The organism is Variovorax boronicumulans NBRC 103145 (assembly GCF_001591345.1).
GTDB classification, from domain to species: domain Bacteria; phylum Pseudomonadota; class Gammaproteobacteria; order Burkholderiales; family Burkholderiaceae_C; genus Variovorax; species Variovorax boronicumulans.
Window position 1 is genome coordinate 31,790 of the sequence record NZ_BCUS01000021.1, and the last position, 23,779, is coordinate 55,568.

Annotated in this window: 19 protein-coding genes; 6 read left to right on the top strand and 13 right to left on the bottom strand. The window is 68.5% G+C overall.

The window, feature by feature from the left end; translation table 11 throughout:
• Positions 1-9: 9 nt before the first annotated feature.
• Genes VBO01S_RS08810 through VBO01S_RS08820 form a run of 3 tightly spaced genes read right to left on the bottom strand, consistent with a single transcriptional unit; the run spans position 10 to position 7,069 of the window.
• Positions 10-1,248: a TIGR03862 family flavoprotein gene (locus tag VBO01S_RS08810; protein ID WP_062473124.1), complete on the bottom strand. Its 1,239-nt coding sequence runs from the start codon at positions 1,246-1,248 to the stop codon at positions 10-12.
• Complete coding sequence (locus VBO01S_RS08815; RefSeq protein WP_062473126.1) at positions 1,245-4,517, bottom strand: UvrD-helicase domain-containing protein; 3,273 nt, start codon at positions 4,515-4,517, stop codon at positions 1,245-1,247. Before VBO01S_RS08815 ends, VBO01S_RS08810 begins: the two co-directional genes overlap by 4 nt.
• Positions 4,514-7,069 carry a PD-(D/E)XK nuclease family protein gene (locus VBO01S_RS08820; RefSeq protein ID WP_062473128.1) on the bottom strand — a complete coding sequence of 852 codons (2,556 nt, stop codon included), beginning with the start codon at positions 7,067-7,069 and terminating at the stop codon, positions 4,514-4,516. Before VBO01S_RS08820 ends, VBO01S_RS08815 begins: the two co-directional genes overlap by 4 nt.
• A gap of 160 nt (positions 7,070-7,229) precedes the next feature.
• On the opposite strand from VBO01S_RS08820, the gene trxA reads away from it, so the two are divergent.
• Both trxA and rho read left to right on the top strand, forming a co-directional pair.
• A complete protein-coding gene (trxA, locus tag VBO01S_RS08825; protein ID WP_042578306.1) occupies positions 7,230-7,562 on the top strand; it encodes a thioredoxin TrxA in 333 nt (110 codons plus the stop codon).
• Positions 7,563-7,744: 182 nt separating this feature from the next.
• Positions 7,745-9,010: a transcription termination factor Rho gene (gene rho, locus VBO01S_RS08830; RefSeq protein WP_062473130.1), complete on the top strand. Its 1,266-nt coding sequence runs from the start codon at positions 7,745-7,747 to the stop codon at positions 9,008-9,010.
• Between the two features lie 54 nt (positions 9,011-9,064).
• Here the strand turns inward: rho and VBO01S_RS08835 are convergent, their stop codons facing one another.
• Entirely contained in the window at positions 9,065-10,132 is a 1,068-nt protein-coding gene (locus VBO01S_RS08835; RefSeq protein ID WP_062473132.1) for an oxidoreductase, read from the bottom strand.
• A gap of 200 nt (positions 10,133-10,332) precedes the next feature.
• Here VBO01S_RS08835 and VBO01S_RS08840 point away from each other — a divergent pair, with 200 nt between their 5' ends.
• The 3 genes from VBO01S_RS08840 (at position 10,333) to VBO01S_RS08850 (ending at position 13,773) form a co-directional block, all read left to right on the top strand.
• Entirely contained in the window at positions 10,333-10,593 is a 261-nt protein-coding gene (locus tag VBO01S_RS08840) for a type B 50S ribosomal protein L31 (protein ID WP_056580149.1), read from the top strand.
• A 90-nt stretch (positions 10,594-10,683) separates the two neighbouring features.
• The gene (locus VBO01S_RS08845; RefSeq protein ID WP_062473134.1) at positions 10,684-12,411 is read left to right on the top strand and encodes a hypothetical protein; all 1,728 of its coding nucleotides are present in this window, start codon (positions 10,684-10,686) and stop codon (positions 12,409-12,411) included.
• Positions 12,412-12,414: 3 nt separating this feature from the next.
• Positions 12,415-13,773 (top strand): MATE family efflux transporter, encoded by a 1,359-nt coding sequence (locus VBO01S_RS08850; RefSeq protein WP_062473136.1) that lies wholly within the window; start codon positions 12,415-12,417, stop codon positions 13,771-13,773.
• 16 nt (positions 13,774-13,789) lie between these two features.
• Here the strand turns inward: VBO01S_RS08850 and phoR are convergent, their stop codons facing one another.
• From phoR to pstS, 7 genes are read right to left on the bottom strand one after another with little or no spacing between them, the layout of a single operon-like run.
• Positions 13,790-15,127: a phosphate regulon sensor histidine kinase PhoR gene (gene phoR, locus VBO01S_RS08855; RefSeq protein WP_062473138.1), complete on the bottom strand. Its 1,338-nt coding sequence runs from the start codon at positions 15,125-15,127 to the stop codon at positions 13,790-13,792.
• Between the two features lie 44 nt (positions 15,128-15,171).
• Positions 15,172-15,864, bottom strand: a complete 693-nt coding sequence (phoB, locus tag VBO01S_RS08860) for a phosphate regulon transcriptional regulator PhoB (protein WP_062473140.1) — start codon at positions 15,862-15,864, stop codon at positions 15,172-15,174.
• 31 nt (positions 15,865-15,895) lie between these two features.
• Positions 15,896-16,597: a phosphate signaling complex protein PhoU gene (gene phoU / locus VBO01S_RS08865; protein ID WP_062473142.1), complete on the bottom strand. Its 702-nt coding sequence runs from the start codon at positions 16,595-16,597 to the stop codon at positions 15,896-15,898.
• A 16-nt stretch (positions 16,598-16,613) separates the two neighbouring features.
• Positions 16,614-17,399, bottom strand: a complete 786-nt coding sequence (gene pstB, locus VBO01S_RS08870) for a phosphate ABC transporter ATP-binding protein PstB (RefSeq protein ID WP_056580144.1) — start codon at positions 17,397-17,399, stop codon at positions 16,614-16,616.
• A gap of 17 nt (positions 17,400-17,416) precedes the next feature.
• On the bottom strand, positions 17,417-18,301 hold the full coding sequence (gene pstA, locus VBO01S_RS08875; RefSeq protein WP_082818044.1) for a phosphate ABC transporter permease PstA: 885 nt from the start codon (positions 18,299-18,301) through the stop codon (positions 17,417-17,419).
• Positions 18,298-19,383 (bottom strand): phosphate ABC transporter permease subunit PstC, encoded by a 1,086-nt coding sequence (gene pstC / locus VBO01S_RS08880; protein ID WP_157627315.1) that lies wholly within the window; start codon positions 19,381-19,383, stop codon positions 18,298-18,300. Before pstC ends, pstA begins: the two co-directional genes overlap by 4 nt.
• A 38-nt stretch (positions 19,384-19,421) precedes the next feature.
• Entirely contained in the window at positions 19,422-20,456 is a 1,035-nt protein-coding gene (pstS, locus tag VBO01S_RS08885; protein ID WP_062473144.1) for a phosphate ABC transporter substrate-binding protein PstS, read from the bottom strand.
• Between the two features lie 250 nt (positions 20,457-20,706).
• Between pstS and VBO01S_RS08890 the strand changes: the two genes are divergently transcribed.
• Positions 20,707-22,227, top strand: coding sequence for a Ppx/GppA phosphatase family protein (locus VBO01S_RS08890; RefSeq protein WP_062473146.1), 1,521 nt, complete (start codon positions 20,707-20,709; stop codon positions 22,225-22,227).
• Between the two features lie 6 nt (positions 22,228-22,233).
• On the opposite strand, the gene VBO01S_RS08895 is transcribed toward VBO01S_RS08890, so the two are convergent.
• A complete protein-coding gene (locus tag VBO01S_RS08895; RefSeq protein ID WP_062473148.1) occupies positions 22,234-23,085 on the bottom strand; it encodes a hypothetical protein in 852 nt (283 codons plus the stop codon).
• Between the two features lie 228 nt (positions 23,086-23,313).
• Positions 23,314-23,775, bottom strand: a complete 462-nt coding sequence (locus VBO01S_RS08900) for a SixA phosphatase family protein (RefSeq protein ID WP_062473174.1) — start codon at positions 23,773-23,775, stop codon at positions 23,314-23,316.
• Between the last annotated feature and the right edge of the window lie 4 nt (positions 23,776-23,779).

Genomic DNA, 23,779 nt, shown 5'->3' on the forward strand with positions numbered 1-23,779 from the left:
CGCCTTCGATCAAAGCCCCAGCCGCTGGATTGCGCCGCGCGCCGCAGCCGCGCCGCTGGCCATCGCCGCCGTGAGCAGGTAGCCGCCGGTCGGCGCTTCCCAGTCGAGCATCTCCCCTGCCGCGAACACGCCGGGCAGCGCCGTCGCCATCAGGGCCGGATCGAGCGCATCGAAGCGCACGCCGCCCGCCGTGCTGATCGCCTCGTCGACCGGCCGCGTCGCGACCAGCTTCAGCGGCACCGCCTTGATGGTGGCCGCCAGTTGCGCCGGGTCCTGCATCGCTTCCTTGCTCAGCGCTTCGTGCAGCACGCCCGCCTTGATGCCTTCGATGCCGAGACGGCTCTTGAGATGGCTGCTCAACGAACGCGCGCCGCGCGGATGCTTCACCGCGGCGAGCACCTGTTCGGCGCTGCGGTCGGGCAGCAGGTCAAGCAGCAGCGTCGCACTGCCGTTCGCTGCAATCTCGTCGCGCAGCAGCGCCGACGCCGCATAGACCAGGCTGCCTTCGATGCCCGTGGCCGTCGCGACGAACTCGCCCTTGCGCGCAAAGTGCCGCCCCTGGCTGTCGGTGAAGGCGATCGCGACCGACTTGAAGGGCTGCCCCGCGAAGCGGCTCGAAAAATGCTCGCTCCAGCCTGCGCCGTCGAAGCCGCAATTGGCGGGCAGCAGCGGCGCCACCGCCACGCCCTGCGCCTGCAGCCACGGTGCCCACGCCCCATCGGAGCCCAGGCGTGCCCAGCTCGCGCCGCCCAAGGCCAGCACCACGGCGTCGGCCTTGGCGGTGACCTCGCCCGTCGGCGTCGCGAAGCGCAGCGCGTTCGCATCGAAGGCCCCGTCGCCCACCCAGCGATGCCGCATGTGGAACTGCACGCCCGCGGCGCGCAGGCGATGCAGCCAGGCGCGCAGCAAGGGCGCGGCCTTCATGTCGGTCGGGAACACACGACCCGAGGTGCCGACGAAGGTCTCGATGCCCAGTCCGGCCGCCCACTCGCGCGCCTGCTGCGGACCGAAGGCCGCGAGCAGCGGCTCGAGCTGCGCGCGGCGCTCACTGAAGCGGGTCACGAACACATCGAAAGGCTCGGAGTGCGTGAGGTTGAGGCCGCCGCGGCCGGCCAGCAAAAACTTGCGGCCCACCGAGGGCATCGCGTCGTACACGTGCACCTGCGCGCCGGACGCGCTCAGCACTTCGGCCGCCATCAGGCCGGCAGGTCCGCCGCCGATGACGGCGACGGTAGAAGAAACAGTCATTCGAGATTCACCAGTTCGCCCTGCCCGGTCAGGAACGCGGCGCGCACCGTGGCACCGGGGTAGGCATGTTGCACGGCAACGCGGTAGCGCTGCATCTGTGCGATCAGGGCCGCGTCCCGTTCGGGGCGCGCGGCCGATTTGTAGTCGAGGATCCACCACGCGCCGGTGGCGCGCTCGCGCACCAGCCGGTCGATGCGCAAGGTATCGCCCTCGTGGACCAGCGTGACTTCATTGCCATGCCAGTCGATGCTGCGATCGTCCCACACCCAGGCACCGGCGCCCGCGCGGATGCGCTGGGCCAGCGCCGCGGCGCCACGTGCCTGCTGCGGATCGAGCATGAATTCGCGCGCGGCCGCCCGCACATGCGCCGGCGGCAGCGCCTCGCCGGGCACCGCCCATTCGAGCAGCCGGTGCATGGCCTGGCCGAACGCGGCGGCGCGTGCGTCGACCGTGGCGTCTTGTGCCTCTTTCTTTTCGGGCGGCGCACCGGTTGCCGCCACGAGCGGTGCGGGCAGGCGCTTCATCGCGAAGGTGCCCACCCCGGTCTCGCCGGCGGCGGAGGCTTCGACCAGCGGCTCATCGGCCTCGGTCGGCTCGCACAGCGGCTCCAGCCGCGCCCACCAACTGCCCTCGTTGGCGCGCGACGGCTTCACCGACGAGAGCACCAGCCGCTCGCGGGCCCGCGTGGTCGCCACGTAGAGCCCGTTGAGTTCTTCGCGGTGGCGCGCGCGCTGCTCTTCTTCGAGCAGCGCGGCGGCGCAGGTCGGCGGGGTCTTCTCGCTGGCCAGGAACACGAAGCGCGTCGGCGCGCTGTCGCTGCCCTTCCACTCGACCAGCACGCCCATGGTCTGCGCGCGCGGCGGCGGCGCGTCGCAGTCGAGCATCAGCACCGTGTCGGCCTCCAAGCCCTTGGCGCCGTGCACGGTCAGCAGCTGCACCGCCTCGGGCGCGGCCACGGTGGGTGCGCGCACGCCGCCCGCGCGCAAGGCCCGCACCAGGGCATAAGGCGTCGCGAAGCGCGCACCGTCGATGTCGAGCGAAGCGGCGACCAGCCCGCGCAGGTTCGCCAGCGCGCTCTGGCGCAAAGCCGCCGGCACCGCGGCGCCGAACTTCGCGAGCACGTCACCGTCGTGAAAGATCGCGTCCAGCGCGTCGTGCGGCGGCATCGCCATCAGCCAGCGCTGCCAGCGGCGCAGCTGCACGCCCGCCTCGGTCAGCACGGGTGGCAGGCCTTCGCCCTTCTGGATCAGCGAGAACCAGCTGGCGACCGGCGTCTCGCGCTGGCAGCGCGCCAGCTGCACCAGTGTGTCGTCGTCGATGCCGAACAGCGGCGACTTGAGCGCGCGCGCCAGCGACAGGTCGTGCGCGGGCGACACCAGCGCGTCGAGCAGCGCGACCACGTCCTGCACCTCGGGGGCGTCGTTCAGGTCGTTCTTCTCGGGCTGCTGCACGGGGATGTGGCGGCGGCGCAGCGCGTCCTGCATGGCCGACAGCCGGCTGCGGCGGCGCGCCAGCACCATGATCTGGCGCGGCGGTGTGCCGTCGGCGATGCGCTGTGCGACCCAGCGCGCGGCCTGCTCGCATTCCTTCTGCAGCAGCTGTTCTTCGGGCAGCACGCGCGGCGTGACGAGGCTGTCGCGCCAGTGCAGCATGCCGTCGTCGGCCGGCGCGGCGGCCGACGCGGTGTCGAGCGCGTCGCGGTCGATGGCGGGCAGCTTCAGCAGCTCGCCATCGTCGCCGCGCTCGGTGGTGTGGGCGCGGTAGCCGTCGAACTCGCCGGCCGCCTGCGCGGCCAGCATCGCGCTGTTGACGAGACCGACCACGGCGCGCGCGTTGCGGTGCGTGTGGTCGCAGTTGAGCAATTCACCGCCGAGCCCTTCGCGCACGAACTTCTTGGCAGCGATGAACACCTGCGGTTCGGCGCGGCGGAAGCGGTAGATGCTCTGCTTGGGGTCGCCCACGATGAACACACGCGGCGCGCTGCCGCCCGCGCCGGTGTAGGCGCTGAGCCAGCCGTAGAGCGCCTGCCACTGCAGCGGGTTGGTGTCCTGGAACTCGTCGATCAGCAGGTGCGCGACGCGCGCGTCGAGCCGCTCCTGCACCCAGCCCGACAGCGCCGACTGGCCCAAGAGCAGCTGCGCGGCCTGCTCGACGTCGTTCATGTCGACCCAGCCGTGCGCGCGCTTGACCTCGCCGAAGGCGGCGATCAGCAGGCGCGTGAGCCGTGTCATGCGTTGCTGGTAGAGCCAGGCCGCGTGCTGGGCCTGCGCGGCGCACAGCAGCTGCAGCTCGGTCTCGGCCTCTTGCGCGGCGGGGAATTTCTGCAGGTTCTTGGTGAGCCGGTCTTCGCTCGCGACGAAGAAGGTCTTGCGCAGCACCGCAAGCGCGTCGGCCAGCGCCTCGGGCGCGGGCTCGCCGGTGCCGAACACGTCGATGATGGCTTCGGCCGCCTTCTGCGGTGTCTTGTTGGCCTCGCGGCCGAGGGCGGCAGCGCGGTCGAGCCAGCGGCGGCGCACGGCCTCGCCGCGCAACGCGTCGGTCGGCACCTCCAGCCCCTGCAGGGCCGGGTACAGCACGTCGAACGGTGTCACCGCATCCTGGGGATCGGACAGCGAGAACTCGACCCGCTTCGACAGCGCCTCGCCCAGCGCCTTGGCCGTCTGCGAGCGGCCGTGGGTGGCGACGACGGCGTAGTAGTCGGCCAACGCGCGCGCATCGCCGGTCACGGCCTCGAAGAACGGACGCCAAGTGTGGTTGCGCGCCTCCGCATCGTCTTCGAGCAGTTCGTAGTTCGCGGGCAGCCCCAGCTCGCGCAGCACGGCGAGCGGCGCGTTGCGCAGCAGGCCCGCGAACCACGCGTGGAAGGTGCGGAACTGCACCGGCCGCCCGCCTTCGAGCAGTCGCCGGTAGAGCCCCTGCAGGCGCGGCACGGCGGCCTGCGCGGCCTCGGGCGTCATGCCGCGCATCACGAGTTCGCGCTGCGAAGCGGCGGGATCGAGTTCGGCGAACAGCGCGAGCCATTGGTCGAGCCGCTCGCGCATTTCGCCGGCGGCCTTCTTGGTGAAGGTGATGGCCAGGATCTCGTGAGGCTCGCAGGCGGAATCGCCCTCTTCGAGCAGCGCGCGCACGATGCGCGACACCAGCATCCAGGTCTTGCCGGCGCCCGCGCAGGCCTCGACCGCGACCGAGCGCCGCGGATCGCAGGCGACGGTGTAGAAGGCCTCGCGCGCGACGTGCCGGCCGTTGTGTTCGTAGGCAGCGCCGTTCATGGCGTGACCTCCCAGAAATCCTTGCGGCACAGGCCGCGTGCGGCGCAGAAATCACAGACGCTGCCCTCGCCCAGCGGCGGCAGCGGCGCACCCTGCGCGATGCGCGCGAAGTCGTCGATGATGCCGGCGACCAGCGCATCGCGCGCCTCGACCACGGCGGGCTGCTCGACGGTCTGCGTGCCGGACGACTTCTCGCCCACGTTGACGTAGGCCGCGCGCAAGGTGTCGTCGGCGACCAGCGCTGCGTAGAAGGCGAGCTGCGTGTCTTCGGTCGGGTCTTTCACCCGCTCCTTGGTGACGGAGGCGGTCTCGGTCTTGTAGTCGATCACGAAGGGCTGGCCGTCTGCCGTGCGGTCGACGCGGTCGAGCCGACCGACGAGCCGCAGGGTGCCCAGGGGCTGCTCCTTCCACGGCTCGGCCTCGACGAAGACCGCCCCGTCTGCTTCATGTTTCGCGAGCCATTCGAGATACCCGTCGCGCACCGCCGGCCACGCCGCGGCGAACGGCAGGAACTCGGCATCGGAGTAGCCGAGCGTCTGCGTCACATCGCCCGCGGTGTCGGCCAGCAGCGTGGCGCGCGCTTGCGCATCGCTTGTCGGCGCGTCGCGCAAGGTCTCGTGGAACTGGCCGAGCACCGCGTGCAGCCAGTTGCCGAAGTCGCGCTTGTCGACCTCGGCATCGAGCTCGTCGGCGGTGCGCAGGCCCAACTGGCGCAGCGCGAAGAAGCGATAGGGGCAACGCCGCAGGTCTTCGTAGACGCTGGTCGACACATTGGTGAGCGGCAGCAGCGCGCCCGAGGGCGTGGGCCGCAGGGTCGGCGTGACAGCGACGTCGCGCGGCATGCGCGGATCGACGCCCGGCTGCAGCGCATGGGCGAGCTGCAGGGCCTGCACCAGCGGGCTCGGCCGCACGGGTTCGCCGCTGGCGTCGGAATGGCGCCAGACCAGGTCGCAGCTCGGGTTGCGCGTGGCCATGGCCCAGGCCGCGCGCTGCGCGACCTCCAGCACCTCGCGCGAGGCCAGGCCCAGGTCGAGGCGCTGCGCCGCGCTCCAGTTGCCCGGCGGCTCGGGCGACGCGGGCATGCGGCGGTCGTCGCAGCCGGGAATGACGACGGCGCCGAAGACGCGGCCCAGCAGCTGGTACATCGGCAGCACGGACACCTTGGGCGCCTCGTCACCGGCGGGCGGCACGAAGCTGGCGTCCTCGAGCACGTCGCGCGCCCAGGCCGTGAACTCGGCCAGGCTGTGGCGCCCGCCGGGGAACTCGTCTTCCTCGCCATGCGCGTCAGCATCGAGCCAGAGGGCGGCGATCACCTTGGCGCCCGCGAAGTCGGCGGCGAGCGCGTCCCACTGCTCGCCGGCCGTCAGCAGCTCGCGCAGCGCGCGGTGCCACTCGGCCAGGGAGCGCGCGCGCACCATCGGGGCGCGGCGGGCCTCGATGGTGGCGGTGAACGTGCGCAGGCTTTCGTCCTGCGGCTTGTCGCTGCGCGCGATCAACGCGCACCAGGCCTGCCAGTCGCGCACGCCTTCGCGTCGCAGGCGCATTTCGAGCGACTGCACGGCGAACCCATCGACCTCGGCGCCACTCTTGAGCCATTCGAGGACCTGGTCGGTGGCCGCGTCGTGCGCGCAGGCGCGCAAGGCACTCATCAGCGTGGCGGCGGCGCGCGTGGTGGACAGCTTCCAGCCGGTTTCGTCGTGCGTGACGATGCCCTGCGTGCTCAGCTGGGCGCTGATGCGGCGGGTGAGCGCGCGGTCGGTGGCGACGAGCGCGACGGGCGCGCGGCCCTCGGCCAGGTGCTGCAGCACGCAGGCGGCGGCCAGCTGGGCCTCGTCCTCGGGGTCGAGCGCCACGTGCGCGTGGGCCGCAGACGGCGGGGCATCGGCAGGCACGAGCGGAATGCGGATCGCGCGATCGCCCCACAGCGCGCACAGGGCCTGCGTGAGCGGATCGGTCTGGAAGCCTTCGAGCACGATCAGCGCATCGACTTGGCTGCGCGCCGCATCGCGCAGCAGCACGTCGGTCGCGTAGCCCGAGTTCGCGGCCCAGGCCACGGCAACGCGGATCAGCGCGCTCTCGATGCGGAACCACTCCGACTCGCTGCCTGCATCGGCCACCTTGGACGCCCCCTGGGCCCAGTCGCTGCCGCGCACCTCAGGCGCCACGGCGGATGCCAGCGGCGCCAGCTGGTAGGCCAGCTCGACTACGCGCCCCGCCAGCGCGAAGCGTTCGGCCTGGAAGCCCGATTGCGCGAGCAGGCCCTGGGCCGTGACCAGGTCGCGCGCCATGTCGAAGGCGATGTCGTAGCCGGACGGCAGGAAGCCGCCCGCGCTGCGCGCCCAGTTGTGCGTGGTCTCGAAGCGCGGCACGAAGCCCGGGCTGCCGCAGCGCGCCCACATGCCGCGCGCGACCGCCATCAGCTGCGCATACGGCACCAGCACCACGGTGCGCGCCGCATGCAGCTGGCGCGCGTCGAGCGCGCGCACGATCCGCGCGACGACGCCCTCGGCGGGATCGCACCACAGGGCCTGGACGGGGTGGCCTTCGTTCATGTTCTATCGAGGGGGTTGAGGGGGTCGGCGGCAGGGCCGCAAAGGGCTTTGGCTATCGCCGCCATAGCCGGGCCGCATGGCACGTCGCCCCTTGGTTTCTGTCACAATGACCCGCACTTTAGCTGCACCGAAACTCTCTCTGCGCACAAGGACACATCACATGGCCAGCGAACTGATCAAACACATCTCCGATTCTTCCTTCGAGGCCGACGTGCTCAAGTCCAGCCAGCCGGTTCTGGTCGACTACTGGGCCGAATGGTGCGGTCCCTGCAAGATGATCGCCCCGATCCTGGACGAAGTCTCGGCCACCTACGAAGGCAAGCTGCAGATCGCCAAGCTCAACGTCGATGAGAACCGCGACATCCCCGCCAAGTTCGGCATTCGCGGCATCCCCACACTGATGCTGTTCAAGGACGGCCAGCTGGCCGCAACCAAGGTCGGCGCCATGAGCAAGGCGCAACTCACGGCCTTCATCGACCAGCAACTCGCCTGATGCATTTCTTCCGGCCAGCGCGCAATGCGTTGGCCGGGGCGATTTTCCTGTCATAATCGCCCTCAGTTCACCGGGCCTTTCATCAGGCAACCGGTTCGAGTTCCCCGGTTCGTGAGGCAGTTCTTGCCCCACATCAAACCTCCCCCCGTTCCCGATTCGATTACCCCTCCAGGGGTCGTTCCATGCACTTAAACGAACTCAAGGCACTCCACGTGTCTGAAGTCTTCAAGCAGGCTGAGGCGCTTGAGATCGAAAACATCGGCCGCATGCGCAAGCAAGAGCTGATGTTCGCGATCATCAAGAAGCGCGCCAAGGCCGGCGAACAGGTCTTCGCCGACGGTGTGCTCGAAATCCTGCCCGACGGCTTCGGCTTCCTGCGCAGCCCCGACACCAGCTTCACGGCCAGCACCGACGACATCTACATCTCGCCCAGCCAGGTGCGGCGCTTCAACCTGCACACCGGCGACATGATCGAAGGTGAAGTGCGCACGCCCAAGGACGGCGAGCGCTACTTCGCACTGACCAAGCTGGACAAGGTCAACGACGGCGCACCCGAAGCCAACAAGCACAAGGTGATGTTCGAGAACCTGACGCCGCTGTTCCCCAAGGAACAGATGAAGCTGGAACGCGAAGGCGTCAAGGGCGAAGAGAACCTCACCGGCCGCATCATCGACATCATCGCCCCCATCGGCAAAGGCCAGCGCGCCCTGCTCGTGGCACCGCCCAAGAGCGGCAAGACGGTGATGATGCAGCACATCGCCCACGCGATCAGCGCCAACTACCCCGACGTGCACATGATGGTGCTGCTCGTGGACGAGCGCCCTGAAGAAGTGACCGAAATGCAGCGCACGGTGAAGGGCGAAGTCATTGCTTCGACCTTCGACGAGCCCGCAGCGCGCCACGTGCACGTCGCCGAAATGGTGATCGAGCGCGCCAAGCGCCTGGTCGAACTCAAGAAGGACGTGGTGATCCTGCTGGACTCGATCACCCGTCTGGCCCGCGCCTACAACAACGTCGTGCCCTCGTCGGGCAAGGTGCTGACCGGCGGTGTCGATTCGAACGCACTGCAGCGTCCCAAGCGCTTCCTGGGCGCCGCGCGCAACGTGGAAGAAGGCGGCTCGCTGACCATCATCGGCACCGCGCTGATCGACACCGGCAGCCGCATGGACGAAGTGATCTTCGAAGAGTTCAAGGGCACCGGCAACTCCGAAATCCACCTGGACCGCCGCCTGTACGAAAAGCGCGTGTTCCCCTCGATCCAGCTCAACCGCAGCGGCACGCGCCGTGAAGAGCTGCTGCTGGCGCCCGAGATCCTGCAGAAGACCCGCATCCTGCGCCAGCTCATGTACAACATGGACGAGATCGAGTCGATGGAGCTGATGCTCAAGAACATGAAGGCGACCAAGACCAATGTCGAGTTCTTCGACATGATGCGTCGCGGCGGCTGAGCTTCAGGCTCTTCCGCAAAAGCGCGTTGGCCCTCACGGGTCAACGCGCTTTTTTCATGGGCGCTCGATGCGGATGGCGCGGCCTTCGGCGGCGCTCTGGCGGCCGATGTCGAGCAGTTCCATCAGCGCGACGGCCTGCGCGGGCGGCACGGGATTGGGCCCCTTGCCGAGGATCGCATCGCGGACCGCGGCGTAGTAGTCGGCGTAGTTGCCGGCCTGCGTCGGCACCGCGCGAAAGTGCGGCGCGCCGTCGCTGCCGACCAGCGTGAGTTCGCCATCGAGCGGATCGGCGCCCCACCCTTCGGCCGGCGGCCGCTGGCCGGCGCGCAGCGCGTCTTCCTGCGGATCGACGCCGTGCTTGACGTAACTGCCGCGCGTGCCGTGCACGATGTAGCGCGGCGCCGCATGGGCCGCGAGCGTCGTGGCGTGCAGCACCAGGCGCAGCGGCGCATGAGGGCCGCTCTCGTAGCGCAGCACGGCGTGGAAATAGTCTTCGACCAGCGCGCCGTCGCGCAAAGCGGCCGTGTCGAGCTGCAGCGTGTCGGGCCGGCCGAAAAGCTGCACGGCCTGGTCGAGCAGGTGCGAGCCCAGGTCCACCCACAGGCCCGCGCCCGGCACGGGCTGCTCCCGCCAGCGCTCGCGAACCTCGGGACGGAACCGGTCGAAATGCGATTCCAGATACACCGGGCGCCCCAGATCGCCAGACGCCAGGACCTGCTGGAGCGTCAGGAAATCGGCGTCGAAACGCCGGTTCTGGTAGACCGAGAGCACGCGATTGTTGCGCGTAGACAACAATTCGAGATCCCGCGCTTCGGCCACATCGAGCGTGAACGGCTTGTCAACGACCACGTGCTTGCCCGCCTCCAGCGCCGCCTTGGCGACCGGATGATGCTGGGCATTGGGCGTCGCCACCACCACGAGGTCGATGTCCGCCCGGGCCACCAGCGCCGCCACGTCGGGCACCACGGCCACGCCGGGCCAGTCGGCGTGCACCTTGTGCGGCTGCGAGCTCGCCACGGCCGTCAATTCGAGCCCCGGAACGGCCGAAAGCACCGGCGCATGGAAGGTCTGGCCGGCAAAACCGTAGCCGACGAGGCCGGCGCGAAGGGGTGTAGAAGTCATGGGAGGGCCCGGTTTGCTCGCAATTGGGGCAGTATGCGATAATCATGGGCTCCGCGAAAAGTGCGGCCGGGCACGTCGCCCGGCTTCCTTGGCCCTCACACTTCACGTCAAAGGCCTCAGGGCGGCGCGCCAGACTGCTGGCACGCTGGTGGCTCTCGCATCGACCGCGCATTGATTCCAACAGCGCAAAAGGAAACACCATGGCAAAAGAAGGCATCCACCCGAATTACCGCGAAGTTCTGTTCGTCGACATGTCGAACGGCTTCAAGTTCGTGACCCGTTCGTGCGCGAACACCAAGGAAATGGGCAAGACCGACGACGGCCGCGAGCTGCCCCTGTTCAAGCTCGACACCACGAGCGAATCGCACCCCTTCTACACCGGCACGCAAAAGTCGGTGGACAACATGGGTGGTCGCGTCGAGAAGTTCCGCAACCGCTTCGGCAAGACCGCTGCCAAGTAATCAGGCACGCGCTCTGGCGTCGAGGGCAGCCCGGTTTACCGCGCTGCCCTTTTTCTTTCCAATCACCCCTTCGCCTCTTCCGCCTCGCCCTTGAACCAGCCGACCCCCGCGATCGTTGCCCAGAATGCCGTACGCCGGCTGCCGCGCGTCGCGTTGCTGCTGCTGTGCGCGGCCTACCTACTGCCGGGCCTGCTCGGCCGGGGCCCCTGGAAGAGCGCCGACATCACGGCCTTCGGCTACATGGCCGAGCTGGCCCGCAGCACCGAGGGCATCGCCCGCTGGTTCGACCCGCTGCTGCTGGGCATGCGCCCCGAGACCCCCGCGCTGATTCCGTACTGGATCGGCGCCTGGGCGATCCAGCTTGCCCCCTCGTGGGTCAACCCCGACCTGGCCGTGCGCTTCGTGTTCGCGCTGATGCTGTGGGGCACCTTCACCGCGACCTGGTACGCCGTCTATTACCTCGCCCGCACGCCACGCGCCCAGCCCGTGGCCTTTGCCTTCGGCGGCGAGGCGCGCCCCACCGACTACGCCCGCGCCATCGCGGACGGCGGCCTGCTGGCGCTGATCGCTTCGCTGGGCCTGGCCCAGCTGGGGCATGAAACCACGCCCGCGCTGGCGCAGCTGTACTTCGCCTCGCACCTGTTCTACGGCGTCGCCGCACTGCCCTACCGCCGCGTCGGCCCGGTGATCGCACTCGCGGTCGGCACGCTCGGCATGACGCTGAGCGGCGGTCCGACGGTCGGCCTCGCGCTGGCGATCGGCAGCGCCGTGTACATGGCCTACGAGCGCCATCAGCGCGCCGCCCGTGCAGCAGAAGGCTACAGCGACGACGAGAGCCCCGGCTTCACGCTGGGCGCGCTGCTGACGATGGTCGGCATCACCGTGCTGGCCGCCGCGCTGGTCTTCGGCCTGGGCCTGGCGCAATGGAAGATCACGCTGGGCCACTCGCTGCTGTCCGACGTGCGCAGCCAGGCCAAGCTGCTGCTGTGGTTCACCTGGCCGGTCTGGCCGCTCGCGATCTGGACGCTCTGGCGCTGGCGCCGCCAGTGGCTCGAGCGCCACGTCGCGCTGCCGCTGTGGTTCGCGCTGGTGCCGCTGGCCGCCACCTGGACCACCGACTTCTCCGACCGCTCGCTGCTGCTGGCCCTGCCCGCCTTCGCCACGCTGGCGGCCTTTGCGCTGCCGACCTTCCGGCGCAGCGCGGCGGCGCTGATCGACTGGTTCAACGTGCTGTTCTTCAGCGGCCTGGCCGTGCTCGGCTGGATGTACTGGATCGCCATGCTGACCGGCGCGCCACGCAAGCCGGCCGCCAGCGTGGCGCGGTTGGTGCCGGGCTTCGTGGCCGAGTTCTCGCCGGTGGCCTTCGTGCTCGCCCTGGCCGCCACGCTGGCCTGGTGCTGGCTGGTGCGCTGGCGCACCGGGCGCCATCGCGCCGCGCTCTGGAAGACGCTGGTGCTGCCGGCCGGCGGCACCGCGCTGTGCTGGATGCTGCTGATGACGCTGTGGCTGCCGTCCATCGACTACGCGCGCAGCTACGTCCCGCAGGTGCGCGCCGTGACCGAGCGCATCGGCCACCCGCGCTGCGTCGCCGAGCTGGCGCTGAGCCGGCCGCACGTCGCGGCGCTGCGCCACCACGGCAACCTCAACCTGCAGCCGCTGCTGCTGGGCAACGACTGCCCGTGGCTGCTCGTGAGCCCCGACACCATCGAGCGGCTGCACACCATCATCCCGCTGGAACAGTGGCGCTTCAGCGGCACCCTGCGCCGTCCCAGCAGCCCTGCGGACGACCTGCTGCTCTACGAAAAGATCGTGCGCTGACCCGTGAGCAGCAGCACGCACGGGAACGAACGCGGACTCATCGCACGGCACGCCGGCACGGTGCTGATCGGCCAGCTGGCCGTGATGGCCTTCGGCGTGGCCGACACCATCATCGCGGGCCGCTATTCCGAAGGCGCACTGGCCGCGCTCTCAGTGGGCGCCGCCATCTTCGTCAGCGTGTATGTCTCGCTGATGGGCGTGCTGCAGGCGCTGCTGCCGGTGTGGGCCGAACTGCACGGCGCCAACCGGGGCAGCGAGATCGGCCGCTCGGTGCGCCAGTCGCTCTACCTCGCAGCCATCGCCGTCGTGGTGGGCATGACCGTGCTGCTGCTGCCCGGCGCCGCGCTGCGCTGGACACAGGTGCCGGCCGACATGCGCGGCGAGGTCGAGGCCTACCTCGCGGTGCTGGCCTTCGCGCTGGCGCCCGCCCTGCTCTTTCGCCTCTTCAGCACGCTGAACCAGAGCCTGGGCAAGCCCAAGCTCGTGACCTGGCTGCAGCTGGCCTCGCTGCTCGTGAAGCTGCCGCTGTCGGTCTGGTTCACCTTCGGCGGCGCCGGCCTGCCGGCGATGGGGCTGGTGGGCTGCGCCTGGGCCACGCTGTGCGTGAACTGGGCCATGCTCGGCTGCGCGGTCTGGCTGCTGCGCCACGGCGCGTTCTACCGCGGCTACCAGCTGTGGGAACGCATCGAGGCGCCCGACTGGCACCAGATCCGCCTGTTCGCGCGGCTGGGCGTGCCCGGTGGCCTCGCGGTGCTGGTGGAAGTGACCTCGTTCACGCTGATGGCGCTCTTCATCGCGCGCCTGGGCACCGCCGCGGCGGCTGCGCACCAGATCGCCTCCAACCTGCTGGCCGTGGCCTACATGACGCCGCTGTCGCTCGCCATCGCGACCAGCGCGCGCGTGAGCTTCTGGCTCGGTGCCGGCGACACCGCCAGGGCCCGCCATGCCTGCCGGCTGGGCTTCGAACTCACCGCGCTGTTCGCGCTGCTCTATGCCGGCGCGATGGCCGTGTTCCGCACGCAGCTCGCCAACGTGTACTCCGACAACCCCGCCGTGATCGCGATGGCGGCGGCGCTGCTGACCACGGTGGCGCTGTATCACATCGCCGATGCGTTCCAGACGCTGTGCGTCTTCGTGCTGCGCTGCTACCGCGTGACGCTGGCGCCGCTGGTCATCTACTGCGCGATGCTCTGGGGCATGGGCCTTGGCGGCAGCTACCTGCTGGCCTACCGCGGCTTGGGGCCGTGGCCGGCCATGCAGTCGCCGCTGGCGTTCTGGCTCATGAGCGCCGCGGCGCTGGCGCTTACGGCGCTGTTGTTCGTCGCGCTGCTGCGCTGGACGATGAAGGCGCGGGCCCGCTGAGGGCCACGCGGCCTGCTTACTTGCTCATCACGCGCGCTTCGCGCACGCGCGTCGCCGGGAACAGCAGCGCAAAGCGGCTGCCCTTGCCCACCGTGCTTTCGATGCGCAGCTCGGTGCCGTGGCGCTGCGCGATGTGCTTCACGATCGCCAGCCCGAGCCCGGTGCCGCCGGTCTCGCGCGAACGGCTGCGGTCGATGCGATAGAAGCGCTCGGTGAGACGCGGAATGTGTTCGGCGGCAATGCCCGGGCCCGTGTCGCGCACGGCGTACTCGCCGCGCCCGTCGGGCAGCACCCGCCAAGTCACCACCACCTCGCCGCCGCCCGGCGTGTAGCGGATGGCGTTGCTCACGAGGTTCGACATCGCGCTCTGCAGTTCGGTCGGCGCGCCCGACAGCTCGGACTCGGCCTCGGACGTGAACGTGAGCCGGTGTCCCTGCTGCGTGAGCCGGCCCGACAGGCCGCGCCCCTCGTCTTCGCACTGCGCCAGCAGCGCGCGCATGCGCACCCACTGGTTGCCCGACGGCGCCGCACTGCCTTCCAGCCGCGACAGCGTCAGCAGGTCGTTCACCAGCGTTTCCATGCGGTGCGACTGCTGCCCCATCAGCGACAGATAGCGCGTGCGTTCGTCGGCATCCAGCGGCAGGTTCTGCAGCGTCTCGACAAAGCCCGCCAGCACCGTGAGCGGCGTGCGGATTTCGTGCGACACGTTGGCCACGAAGTCGCGCCGCATCGCCTCGGCCTGCTCCAGCGCCGTGATGTCGCGCGTGAGCAGCATGCGCCGGTTGCCGGCGTAGGGATGCACCTGCACCGACAGCCGCACCGGATGGCCGCGATGCTGCGCATGCACGAGGCCGGGCGCGTCGATGACGACATCGCGGCTGTAGTTCCACGAGGCCAGGTAGGCCACGAACGCCGGATCGCGCACGAGGTTCGCCAAGTGCTGCAGCAGGTCGCGCTCCGCATCGATGCCGAACTGCCCTGCCGCCGTCTGGTTGCACCACTCGATGCGGCCCTGCTCGTCGAGCAGCACCACGCCGTTGGGCGACGCCTGGATGGCGGCCAGGAATTCCTGCAGCCGGTCTTCGGCCTGCCGGGTCTGTTGTTCGCGCTCGCGCAGCAGCTTGCGGATGCGCTCCGAAAGCTCGCCCCACACGCCCGGCCCGCGCGACGGCAGCCCGGCCGCGTCGTTGCGCAGCACGCGCAGCAGGCGTTCGGCGCGCCAGGCATCGAAGCCCAGCCAGAGCACCGCGCCCAGCCAGGCGCCCAGCCAGCCGTACTTCCAGCCAAAAAGGCCGACAGCGCCCGCCGCAATTGCGAGGGACGCTATTAAAAAAGTAGCAATACGGAAAGGCATGGCGGGCGATTATCCGCGCCCGCCGCCGAGGCTCACGGCGCTGCTCACACCGTGACTTGGGCCGTCAGCCGGTAACCCGCTCCGCGAACGGTTTCCACCATCGGCGCGGCCACGCCCAGCGACTCGCGCAGGCGCTTGACGTGCACGTCGACCGTGCGTTCCTCGATGTAGACGTGGTCGCCCCACACCTTGTCGAGCAGTTGCGCCCGGCTGTGCACGCGCTCGGCGTGCTGCATCAGGTAGGCCAGCAGCTTGAACTCGGTCGGGCCGACCTTCAGTGCCCCGCCCTGCCACGTCACGCGGTGGGTGGAGGTGTCGAGGGCCAGTTCGCCGATCTCGACGCGCTCGGTCACCACCTCGGGCGCGCGGCGGCGCAGCACGGCACGGATGCGCGCCAGCATTTCCTGGGTGGAGAACGGCTTGGTGATGTAGTCGTCGGCGCCGGCATCGAGGCCGGCGACCTTGTCGGGCTCGTCGCCGCGCGCCGTGAGCATCAGGATCGGGATGGCCTTGGTGCGCGGGTCTTTGCGCCATTGGCGCGCGAGCTGCAGGCCGCTCTGGCCCGGCAGCATCCAGTCGAGCAGGATCAGGTCCGGCAGGAAGGCGTCGATTTCACGCTGGGCGGCGGCACCGTCTTCGGACCAGATCGGCTCGAAGCCGTTGTGGCGCAGGTTGACGGCGATCAGCTCGGCGATCGAGGATTCGTCTTCGACGATCAGGACTCTTGGTTTCTTCATGCGTTATGGGGAGTCTTTGCGGCGACGGTCGTCACTGCAATGCCGACTCGATTTCCTCCATCGAAGTGTGCCGCACATCGGCGCCCTTGACGATGTAGATGATGAACTCGGCGATGTTCTTGGCGTGGTCGCCGATGCGTTCGATGGCCTTGGCCAGGAACAGCAGGTCCAGGCTGGCGGAGATGGTGCGCGGGTCTTCCATCATGTAGGTGACCAGCTTGCGCACGAAGCCGTCGAACTCCTTGTCGATGAGGTCGTCGTCCTTGAGGATCGACAGCGCGGCGGCCGTGTCCAGGCGCGCGAAGGCGTCCAGCGCGGTGCGCAGCAGGTTCGAGGCCAGGTCGGCGGCAATGCGCAGCTCGGTGGTGGGCAGCTGGCGAGCCGATCCGCTTTCGATGATCGACTTGACCATGCGCGCGATCTTGTTGGCCTCGTCGCCCACGCGCTCCAGGTTGGCGGTGGTCTTGCTGATGGCGATCAAGAGGCGCAGGTCGCGAGCCGTGGGCTGGCGACGGGCGATGATCGACGACAGCTCGCGGTCGATCTCGATCTCCATCGCGTTGACGCGATGCTCGGTCTCCATCACGCGGTCGGCGGCTTCGGCGTCGAACTGCAGCAGGGCGTACACGGCCTGGTGGATCTGCGACTCGACCATGCCGCCGAGCTCCATCACGCGCGACGAGACGCCGTTGAGTTCGCTGTCGAACTGGCTGGAAAGGTGTTTCTCGGTCATGGTGTTTCCTTTGACTTCAACCGAAGCGGCCGGTGATGTAGTCCTCGGTCTCCTTGCGCTGCGGCTTGAAGAACATCTGTTCGGTGGCACCGAACTCGATCAGGTCGCCGAGGTACATGTAGGCGGTGTAGTCGCTGCAGCGGGCAGCTTGCTGCATGTTGTGGGTCACGATGACCACGGTGTACTCGTTTTTCAGCTCGGCGATCAACTCTTCGATCTTCGCGGTCGAGATCGGGTCGAGTGCCGAACACGGTTCGTCGAGCAGCAGCACTTCGGGCTTGATCGCGATACCGCGCGCAATGCACAGGCGCTGCTGCTGGCCGCCGGACAGGCCCGAGCCGCTTTGCTGCAGCTTGTCGCGCACTTCGGTCCACAGCGCGGCCTTCTTCAGGGCCCACTCGACGCGGTCGTCCATTTCGCTGGCCGACAGATTTTCGAACAGCTTCACGCCGAAGGCGATGTTGTCGTAGATCGACATCGGGAACGGCGTGGGCTTCTGGAACACCATGCCGACCTTGGCGCGGATCAGCGCCACGTCCTGCTTGGACGTGAGCAGGTTCTCGCCGTCCAGCGCAATGGTGCCTTCGGCGCGCTGCTCGGGGTACAGCTCGAACATGCGGTTGAAGGTGCGCAGCAGGGTCGACTTGCCGCAGCCCGACGGGCCGATGAAGGCCGTGACCTTGTTCTCGGGGATCTCGAGGTTGATGCCCTTGAGCGCGTGGAACTTGCCGTAGTAGAAGTTCAGGTCCTTGACCGAGATCTTCGAGCGCGACGGTTGTTGTTGTGCGACGGTGTTTGGCATGTTGGCGCCTTCTTGATTTAGTGTTTGTTGCGCGTCAGCACGCGCGCCAGGATGTTGAGGGCAAGCACGGCGACGGTGATCAGGAACACACCGGCCCAGGCCAGTTGTTGCCAGTTCTCGTACGGGCTCATGGCGAACTTGAAGATCGTGACCGGCAGGCTGGCCATCGGCTGGCTCACGTCGGCGGTCCAGAACTGGTTGTTCAGCGCGGTGAAGAGCAGCGGCGCGGTTTCGCCGGCGATGCGGGCCACGGCCAGCAGCACGCCCGTGACCACACCGGCGCGCGCGGCGCGCAGCGTGATGCTCAGGATGACCTTCCACTTCGGCGTGCCCAGTGCGTAGGCCGCTTCGCGCAGGCCCGGCGGCACCAGCTGCAGCATGTTCTCGGTGGTGCGGATCACCACCGGAATCACGATGAGCGCCAGCGACAGCGCGCCGGCCAAGCCCGAGAAGGTCTTGAAGTAGGCCACCACCACGGCGTAGACGAACAGGCCGATCACGATCGAGGGCGCCGACAGCAGGATGTCGTTGACGAAGCGCGTGACCGATGCGAGCAAGCCCTTGGGGTTGTACTCGGCCAGGTAGATGCCGGCCATGATGCCGATGGGCGTGCCCACGAAGGTCGCCAGCATCACCATCACGAACGAACCGAAGATGGCGTTGGCGATGCCGCCCGCCTCGTTCGGCGGCGGCGTCATCTCGGTGAAGGTGGCCAGCGCCAGGCCGCCCACGCCCTGGCGCAGCGTTTCCCACAGGATCCACACGAGCCAGAACACGCCGAACGCCATCGCGGCGAGCGACAGCGTGAGGGCGATCTTGTTGACGCGGTTGCGCGCGGCGAACTTTGCCTGGCGCGTCTCTGCCAGGGTCTTGGCGTTGATCAGGTTTTGCGCGGTGCTCACGACTTGGTTCCTTCGCTCTTCTTCATCTGGGCCAGCAGCATCTTCGAGAGCGACAGCACGACGAAGGTGATGAAGAACAGCACGAGGCCGAGGTACATCAGCGCGGCCTGGTGCAGGCCCGCGCCGGCTTCGGCGAATTCATTGGCGAGGGCCGAGGTAATGCTGTTGGCAGCCTCGAACACCGACAGGGAGTTGAGCTGGTTCATGTTGCCGATCACGAAGGTGACGGCCATGGTCTCGCCCAGTGCGCGGCCGAGGCCAAGCATGATGCCGCCGATCACGCCAGCCTTGGTGTAAGGCAGCACGACCTTGGAAACGACTTCCCAGGTGGTGGAGCCCAGGCCGTAGGCCGACTCCTTGAGCAGCGCGGGCGTCACTTCGAACACGTCGCGCATCACCGAGGCGATGAACGGAATGATCATGATCGCCAGGATGATGCCGGCCGACAAGATGCCGATGCCCACGGGCGGACCGGACACCAGGGCACCGAGGTACGGCACGCCGGCCAGCAGCTTTTGCAGCGGCTGCTGCACCCAGGTGGAAAGAATGGGGCCGAAGACCAGCAGGCCCCACATGCCGTACACGATGGACGGCACGGCAGCCAGCAGTTCAATGGCGGTGCCCAGCGGGCGCTTGAGCCAGTTGGGCGAGAGTTCGGTCAGGAACAGCGCGATGCCGAAGCTCACCGGCACGGCAATCACCAGCGCGATGAACGAGGTGGCCAGCGTGCCGTAGATCATCACGAGACCGCCGTACTCGTCCTTCACCGGATCCCACACGCTGCTCGTGAGGAAGCCGAGGCCGTACTTCGAAATGGCGGGCCAGGCGCCGACGATCAGCGACAGCAGGATGCCGATCAGCATCGCGAGCGTCAGCAGCGCGGCGCCCTTGGCGGCCCAGCCGAAGATGCGGTCGGCCATGGGGCCGGAACGGGGCGCCTTCACGGGCGGCGGAGGAGCGGCAGAGGTGCGCGCGCGCTCGGCCGCGAGGTCGAGGGAAGCGGCAGCAGCGGGAAAGGTGGATGACACGGGTCGCTCCGGCAAAGACGAAAGCGGCGCGTCCTGGAGCGAAGAGTTGCTCATGGGCGCGCCGTCCTGGAGGGTGGATGAAGGGTTGCTTCTTACTTGAACGCGACCGGCTTGCCCGATGCGTCCTTCACTTCACCCCATGCCTTGGCAATGGTGGCCTTCACGGCGTCGGGCATCGGCACGTAGTCCAGCTCGTCGGCCGTCTTGTCGCCGCCCTTGTAGGCCCAGTCGAAGAACTTCAGCACGGTGGTGGCGCTGGCGGGCTTGTCCTGCACCTTGTGCATCAGGATGAAGGTGGCGCCGGTGATGGGCCACGAATCCTTGCCGGCCTGGTTGGTCAGCACCTGGTAGAAGCTCTTGTTCCAGTCGGCACCGGCGGCGGCGGCCTTGAAGGCGCTGTCGTCGGGCGAGACGAACGTGCCGGCGGCGTTCTGCAGCTGGGCGTAGGTCATCTTGTTCTGCTTGACGTAGGCGTACTCGACGTAGCCGATCGAGTTGGGCAGGCGGTTCACGAAAGCGGCGACGCCTTCATTGCCCTTGCCACCCGCGCCGGTGGGCCAGTTCACGGCCGTGCCTTCGCCGACCTTGGACTTCCACTCGGCGTTGACCTTGCTCAGGTAGTTGGTGAACAGGAAGCTGGTGCCCGAACCGTCGGCGCGGCGAACCGGGGCGATGGCGGCGTCAGGCAGGGCCAGCGACGCGTTCAGTGCCTTGATGGCCGGGTCGTTCCACTTGGTGATCTTGCCCAGGTAGATGTCGCCCAGCACCTGGCCGTTGAGCTTCAGCTCGCCCGGCTTGATGCCGGGGATGTTGACCACGGGGATCACGCCGCCGATGACGGTGGGGAACTGCATCAGGCCCTTGGCTTGCAGTTCGTCGTCCTTCAGGGGAGCGTCCGAAGCGCCGAAATCGACGGTCTTGGCTTCGATCTGCTTGAGGCCGGCACCCGAGCCAACCGACTGGTAGTTGATCTTGACGCCGGTGGCCTTGTTGAAGTCCGAAGCCCACTTGGCGTACAGCGGTGCGGGGAAGCTGGCGCCGGCGCCGGTCACGTCTTGTGCGAAGGCGGAAATGGAGAACAGCGCGGTCACGAGGCCGGCGGTTGCAAATTTGAACGTCGTTTTCATAAAGCTTCCTTGAGAAGTAAGAAGTAGTCCCTTTGGGGGCTCGAACGGACTCTAAAAAGCTTTTGTGACATCGATGTGACATCCCTTCTGTCGAGGGAAAATGCCGCTGCGCCACCCCTGTTGTGTGTGACGCTGTCACACAACCGTCATTCACCCCGCCTAACCTCCAGCCCTCGCCGTGACGCGATCCAGGGAGGCGGCGCCTGCTGTCACGGCGCTACGATCAGAGAACCGCCCTCTTCACTAAAAAATGCAAAACGGCACCCGCCTCGCAGCGGTCGATCTCGGCTCGAACAGCTTCAGGCTGGAAATCGGCCAGGTCGACCACGGACAGATCCACCGCACCGAGTACCTCAAGGAAACCGTGCGCCAGGGCAACGGCCTGGACAGCGCCCGCAACCTCACGACCGAAGCCATGCAGCGCGGCTGGGACGCCCTCGCCCGCTTCGGCGAACGGCTGGCCGGCTTCAAGCGCTCGCAGGTGCGCGCCGTGGCCACCCAGACCTTGCGCGAAGCGCGCAACCGAGAAGAGTTCCTGTTGCGCGCGCGCACCATCCTGGGCTTCGGCATCGACGTGATCCCGGGCCGAGAAGAAGCCCGCCTGATCTACCAGGGCGTGGCACACCACCTGCCGCACACCGACGCGTCCGACCAGGAACGCCGCCTCGTCATCGACATCGGCGGGCGCTCCACCGAAATGATCATCGGCCACGCCCTCGAGGCCGAGCGCATGGAGTCGTACCGCGTGGGCAGCGTCGCCTGGTCGATGAAGCATTTCGGCGAAGGCCAGTTCACCGCCCCCGCCTTCCGCGCCGCCGAAGTCGCGGCCAAGGCCGTGCTGGACGACGCGCTCTCCAGCTACACCCGCGACCAGTGGGACGTGGCCTACGGCGCCTCCGGCACCATCGGCGCGGTGGGCGACGTGCTCGCCGCAGCCGGCGGCGAGGCTGGCCTCGTCACCCGCGACGGCCTCGACTGGCTGCTCGACCGCCTGCTCAAGGCCGGCAGCATCGACAAGCTGCGCATCGACGGCATGCGCGAAGACCGCAAGGCCGTGATCGGCGGCGGCCTGAGCGTGCTGCGCGCGGTGTTCGACCTGCTCGACATCCAGGAAATGAAGGTCGCCCAGGGCGCCCTGCGCCACGGCGTGCTCTACGAGTTGCTCGAACGCGACGAGAGCGTGGCCGACATGCGCAGCGCCACCGTGGCGCGGCTCGCCACCCGCTTCGCGGTCGACCCGGCGCAGGCCAAGCGCGTGAGCGACACCGCCGCCGCGCTGTTCGTGCAGCTCGCCCCCGCCGCGCGCGGCGGCAGCACCTCGAGCCGCGCCGGCCGCGCGCTGCGCAAGCTCGGCTGGGCCGCGCAGCTGCACGAGATCGGCGCGCTGGTGTCGCACAGCGACTACCACAAGCACGGCGCCTACATCCTCGACAACACCGACGCGCCGGGCTTTGCAGTGAACGAACTGCACGCCCTCGGCCAGCTGGTGCTGGGCCAGCGCGGCAAGCTGCGCAAGCTCGAAGCCTCGCTGGACGACGAGACCTTCGTGATGCAGCTGCTGGCGCTGCGCCTGGCGGTGATCCTGTGCCACGCGCGCCGCGACCCCGAGCCGCAGGCGCTGAACCTCGCGGCACTCGGTGCCAGGGCCTTCACGATCGCCTGCGCCCCCGACTGGGCCGAGATGTACCCGCAGTCGGCGCACCTCCTGCGCGAGGAAGTGCTGGCCTGGCAAAAGACCGGCAACTGGCGCGTGGAACTCAGCGGCGCCTGAGCCGTTTCACTTCGTGTCGATGCCGGCCGTCTGCGTGACTGCCGCAGCGCCGGCCTTGCGCGGCTCGTCTTCCCCGAACAGGCTGACATAGGCCGGCTGCACGATCTGGTCAAGCCCGCGCTTCAACCCTTCGCGAGCGCCTGCAGTGTCCTTGAGCAGGCCGTCGTACAGGAGATAGGTCGGCTCGCTCACGTCGGCGACCTGCAAGGTCTGGCCCACGACGGACTGCTTCTCGTCCCTCAGCAACTGCTCCACCCAGACGTACGGCTTGAAGCTCGATGTCGCATCGGCCGCGCCATAGGACGTCGTGATCCGCAAGATCAATGTGCTGTAGCCGGGCGTCGGCTGGAGTTCCTGCACCTGCATCTGCGCGTGCTCTCCGGTCGCGCGGAAGAAAGGCGTCAGCTTCACCTCGCGGCCACTGTCCCGCAGGCGCGCCGCCAGTCGCTCTGCGAACTGCCTGTTGAGCCCCATGGTCACTCCGCTGTTCTTCACTGCGGCCGTGAACTCCTTGCTGCGCTGGTCGGTCCGGGCGGCCATCGTCAGTCGGCTGTTGGTATCGACGGAGATGGCCACCAGCGCAGCGAGGGGTCCCAGAAACCCTGCGAAGCCCGTCAGCCCCGACCCGCCGCCATCCGTGACGATCAGTTGGTCTTCCTGGTTGTAGATGAGCTCGACCTTCTCGATCGACCGGGCGACATCGTGACGGGTCGGCGCCACAGGCGCGGCGGTGTTCGTCGCGCACCCCGACAGCAGGGCTGCGGCAACAAGCAGAAAAATCAGCGCCTTCAACCGCACGTCCGCGTCTGCACGCAGCATGTTCAAGAAGCTTCCTGGCAGTGTGTTGAGCGGTTTCATGCGTCTTCCCCAGTGATGTGGTCGACCGGCACCGCTTCTTTCCCGCATCGGCGTCAAAAGCACGCTGCCGTGGAGTCACACTGTAGAAATTGCGCCGCGCGCGCGCATGAGTGCTTCGCCCCTTTTTCCGGGAGACAAGCGCCCTGCCAGCTCTGCCCGCAACCGTGACAAAGCGCCTGTCCGCAAGCGCCAGGCAGGGGTATTCGCAGCGGAGGACCGCTGTAGCAGCTAGAGAAGCTCGGGCGCCTGCACCGTCACCACGACGGTCTGCACATCGCCGTCGCGCTCGCGGGTGCGGATCCACCACAGCGAGCCCTTGCGCACCGGGCAGCTGTCCTGCTTCAGGCCGAGCAGCATCGAGATGGCCTGGCCCAGCGAGGGCTGGTGGCCGATCACCAGCACCACCGACTTGCCGTTGGGCCAACCCGTGGCGGCCAGCAGCGCGTCGGGGGTGGTGTCGGGCGACAGCTCGGAGCGCAGCTTGTACTTGCGGCCCAGTGCCAGCGCGGTCTGCTCGCAGCGGCGCGCCGGGCTGCACACGATGCGCGTGCCGTCGGGCAGCTGCCGGTCGAGCCAGGTGGCCATGCGCTTGGCCTGCTTTTCGCCGCGCGGGGTGAGCGAGCGCTGCATGTCGTCACACCCTTCGGTCCAGTCCTCGGCTTCGGCGTGACGCCAGAAGATCAAGTCCATGCTC

Coding starts and splice junctions, on each gene's coding strand:
- VBO01S_RS08835 (WP_062473132.1), bottom strand. CDS start 10,132: ATGACTTCTACACCCCTTCGCGCCGGCCTCGTCGGCTACGGTTTTGCC.
- rho (WP_062473130.1), top strand. CDS start 7,745: ATGCACTTAAACGAACTCAAGGCACTCCACGTGTCTGAAGTCTTCAAG.
- phoU (WP_062473142.1), bottom strand. CDS start 16,597: ATGACCGAGAAACACCTTTCCAGCCAGTTCGACAGCGAACTCAACGGC.
- phoB (WP_062473140.1), bottom strand. CDS start 15,864: ATGAAGAAACCAAGAGTCCTGATCGTCGAAGACGAATCCTCGATCGCC.
- VBO01S_RS08900 (WP_062473174.1), bottom strand. CDS start 23,775: ATGGACTTGATCTTCTGGCGTCACGCCGAAGCCGAGGACTGGACCGAA.
- VBO01S_RS08810 (WP_062473124.1), bottom strand. CDS start 1,248: ATGACTGTTTCTTCTACCGTCGCCGTCATCGGCGGCGGACCTGCCGGC.
- phoR (WP_062473138.1), bottom strand. CDS start 15,127: ATGCCTTTCCGTATTGCTACTTTTTTAATAGCGTCCCTCGCAATTGCG.
- trxA (WP_042578306.1), top strand. CDS start 7,230: ATGGCCAGCGAACTGATCAAACACATCTCCGATTCTTCCTTCGAGGCC.
- VBO01S_RS08815 (WP_062473126.1), bottom strand. CDS start 4,517: ATGAACGGCGCTGCCTACGAACACAACGGCCGGCACGTCGCGCGCGAG.
- pstC (WP_157627315.1), bottom strand. CDS start 19,383: ATGAGCAACTCTTCGCTCCAGGACGCGCCGCTTTCGTCTTTGCCGGAG.
- VBO01S_RS08820 (WP_062473128.1), bottom strand. CDS start 7,069: ATGAACGAAGGCCACCCCGTCCAGGCCCTGTGGTGCGATCCCGCCGAG.
- VBO01S_RS08840 (WP_056580149.1), top strand. CDS start 10,333: ATGGCAAAAGAAGGCATCCACCCGAATTACCGCGAAGTTCTGTTCGTC.
- pstB (WP_056580144.1), bottom strand. CDS start 17,399: ATGCCAAACACCGTCGCACAACAACAACCGTCGCGCTCGAAGATCTCG.
- VBO01S_RS08895 (WP_062473148.1), bottom strand. CDS start 23,085: ATGAAACCGCTCAACACACTGCCAGGAAGCTTCTTGAACATGCTGCGT.
- VBO01S_RS08890 (WP_062473146.1), top strand. CDS start 20,707: ATGCAAAACGGCACCCGCCTCGCAGCGGTCGATCTCGGCTCGAACAGC.
- pstS (WP_062473144.1), bottom strand. CDS start 20,456: ATGAAAACGACGTTCAAATTTGCAACCGCCGGCCTCGTGACCGCGCTG.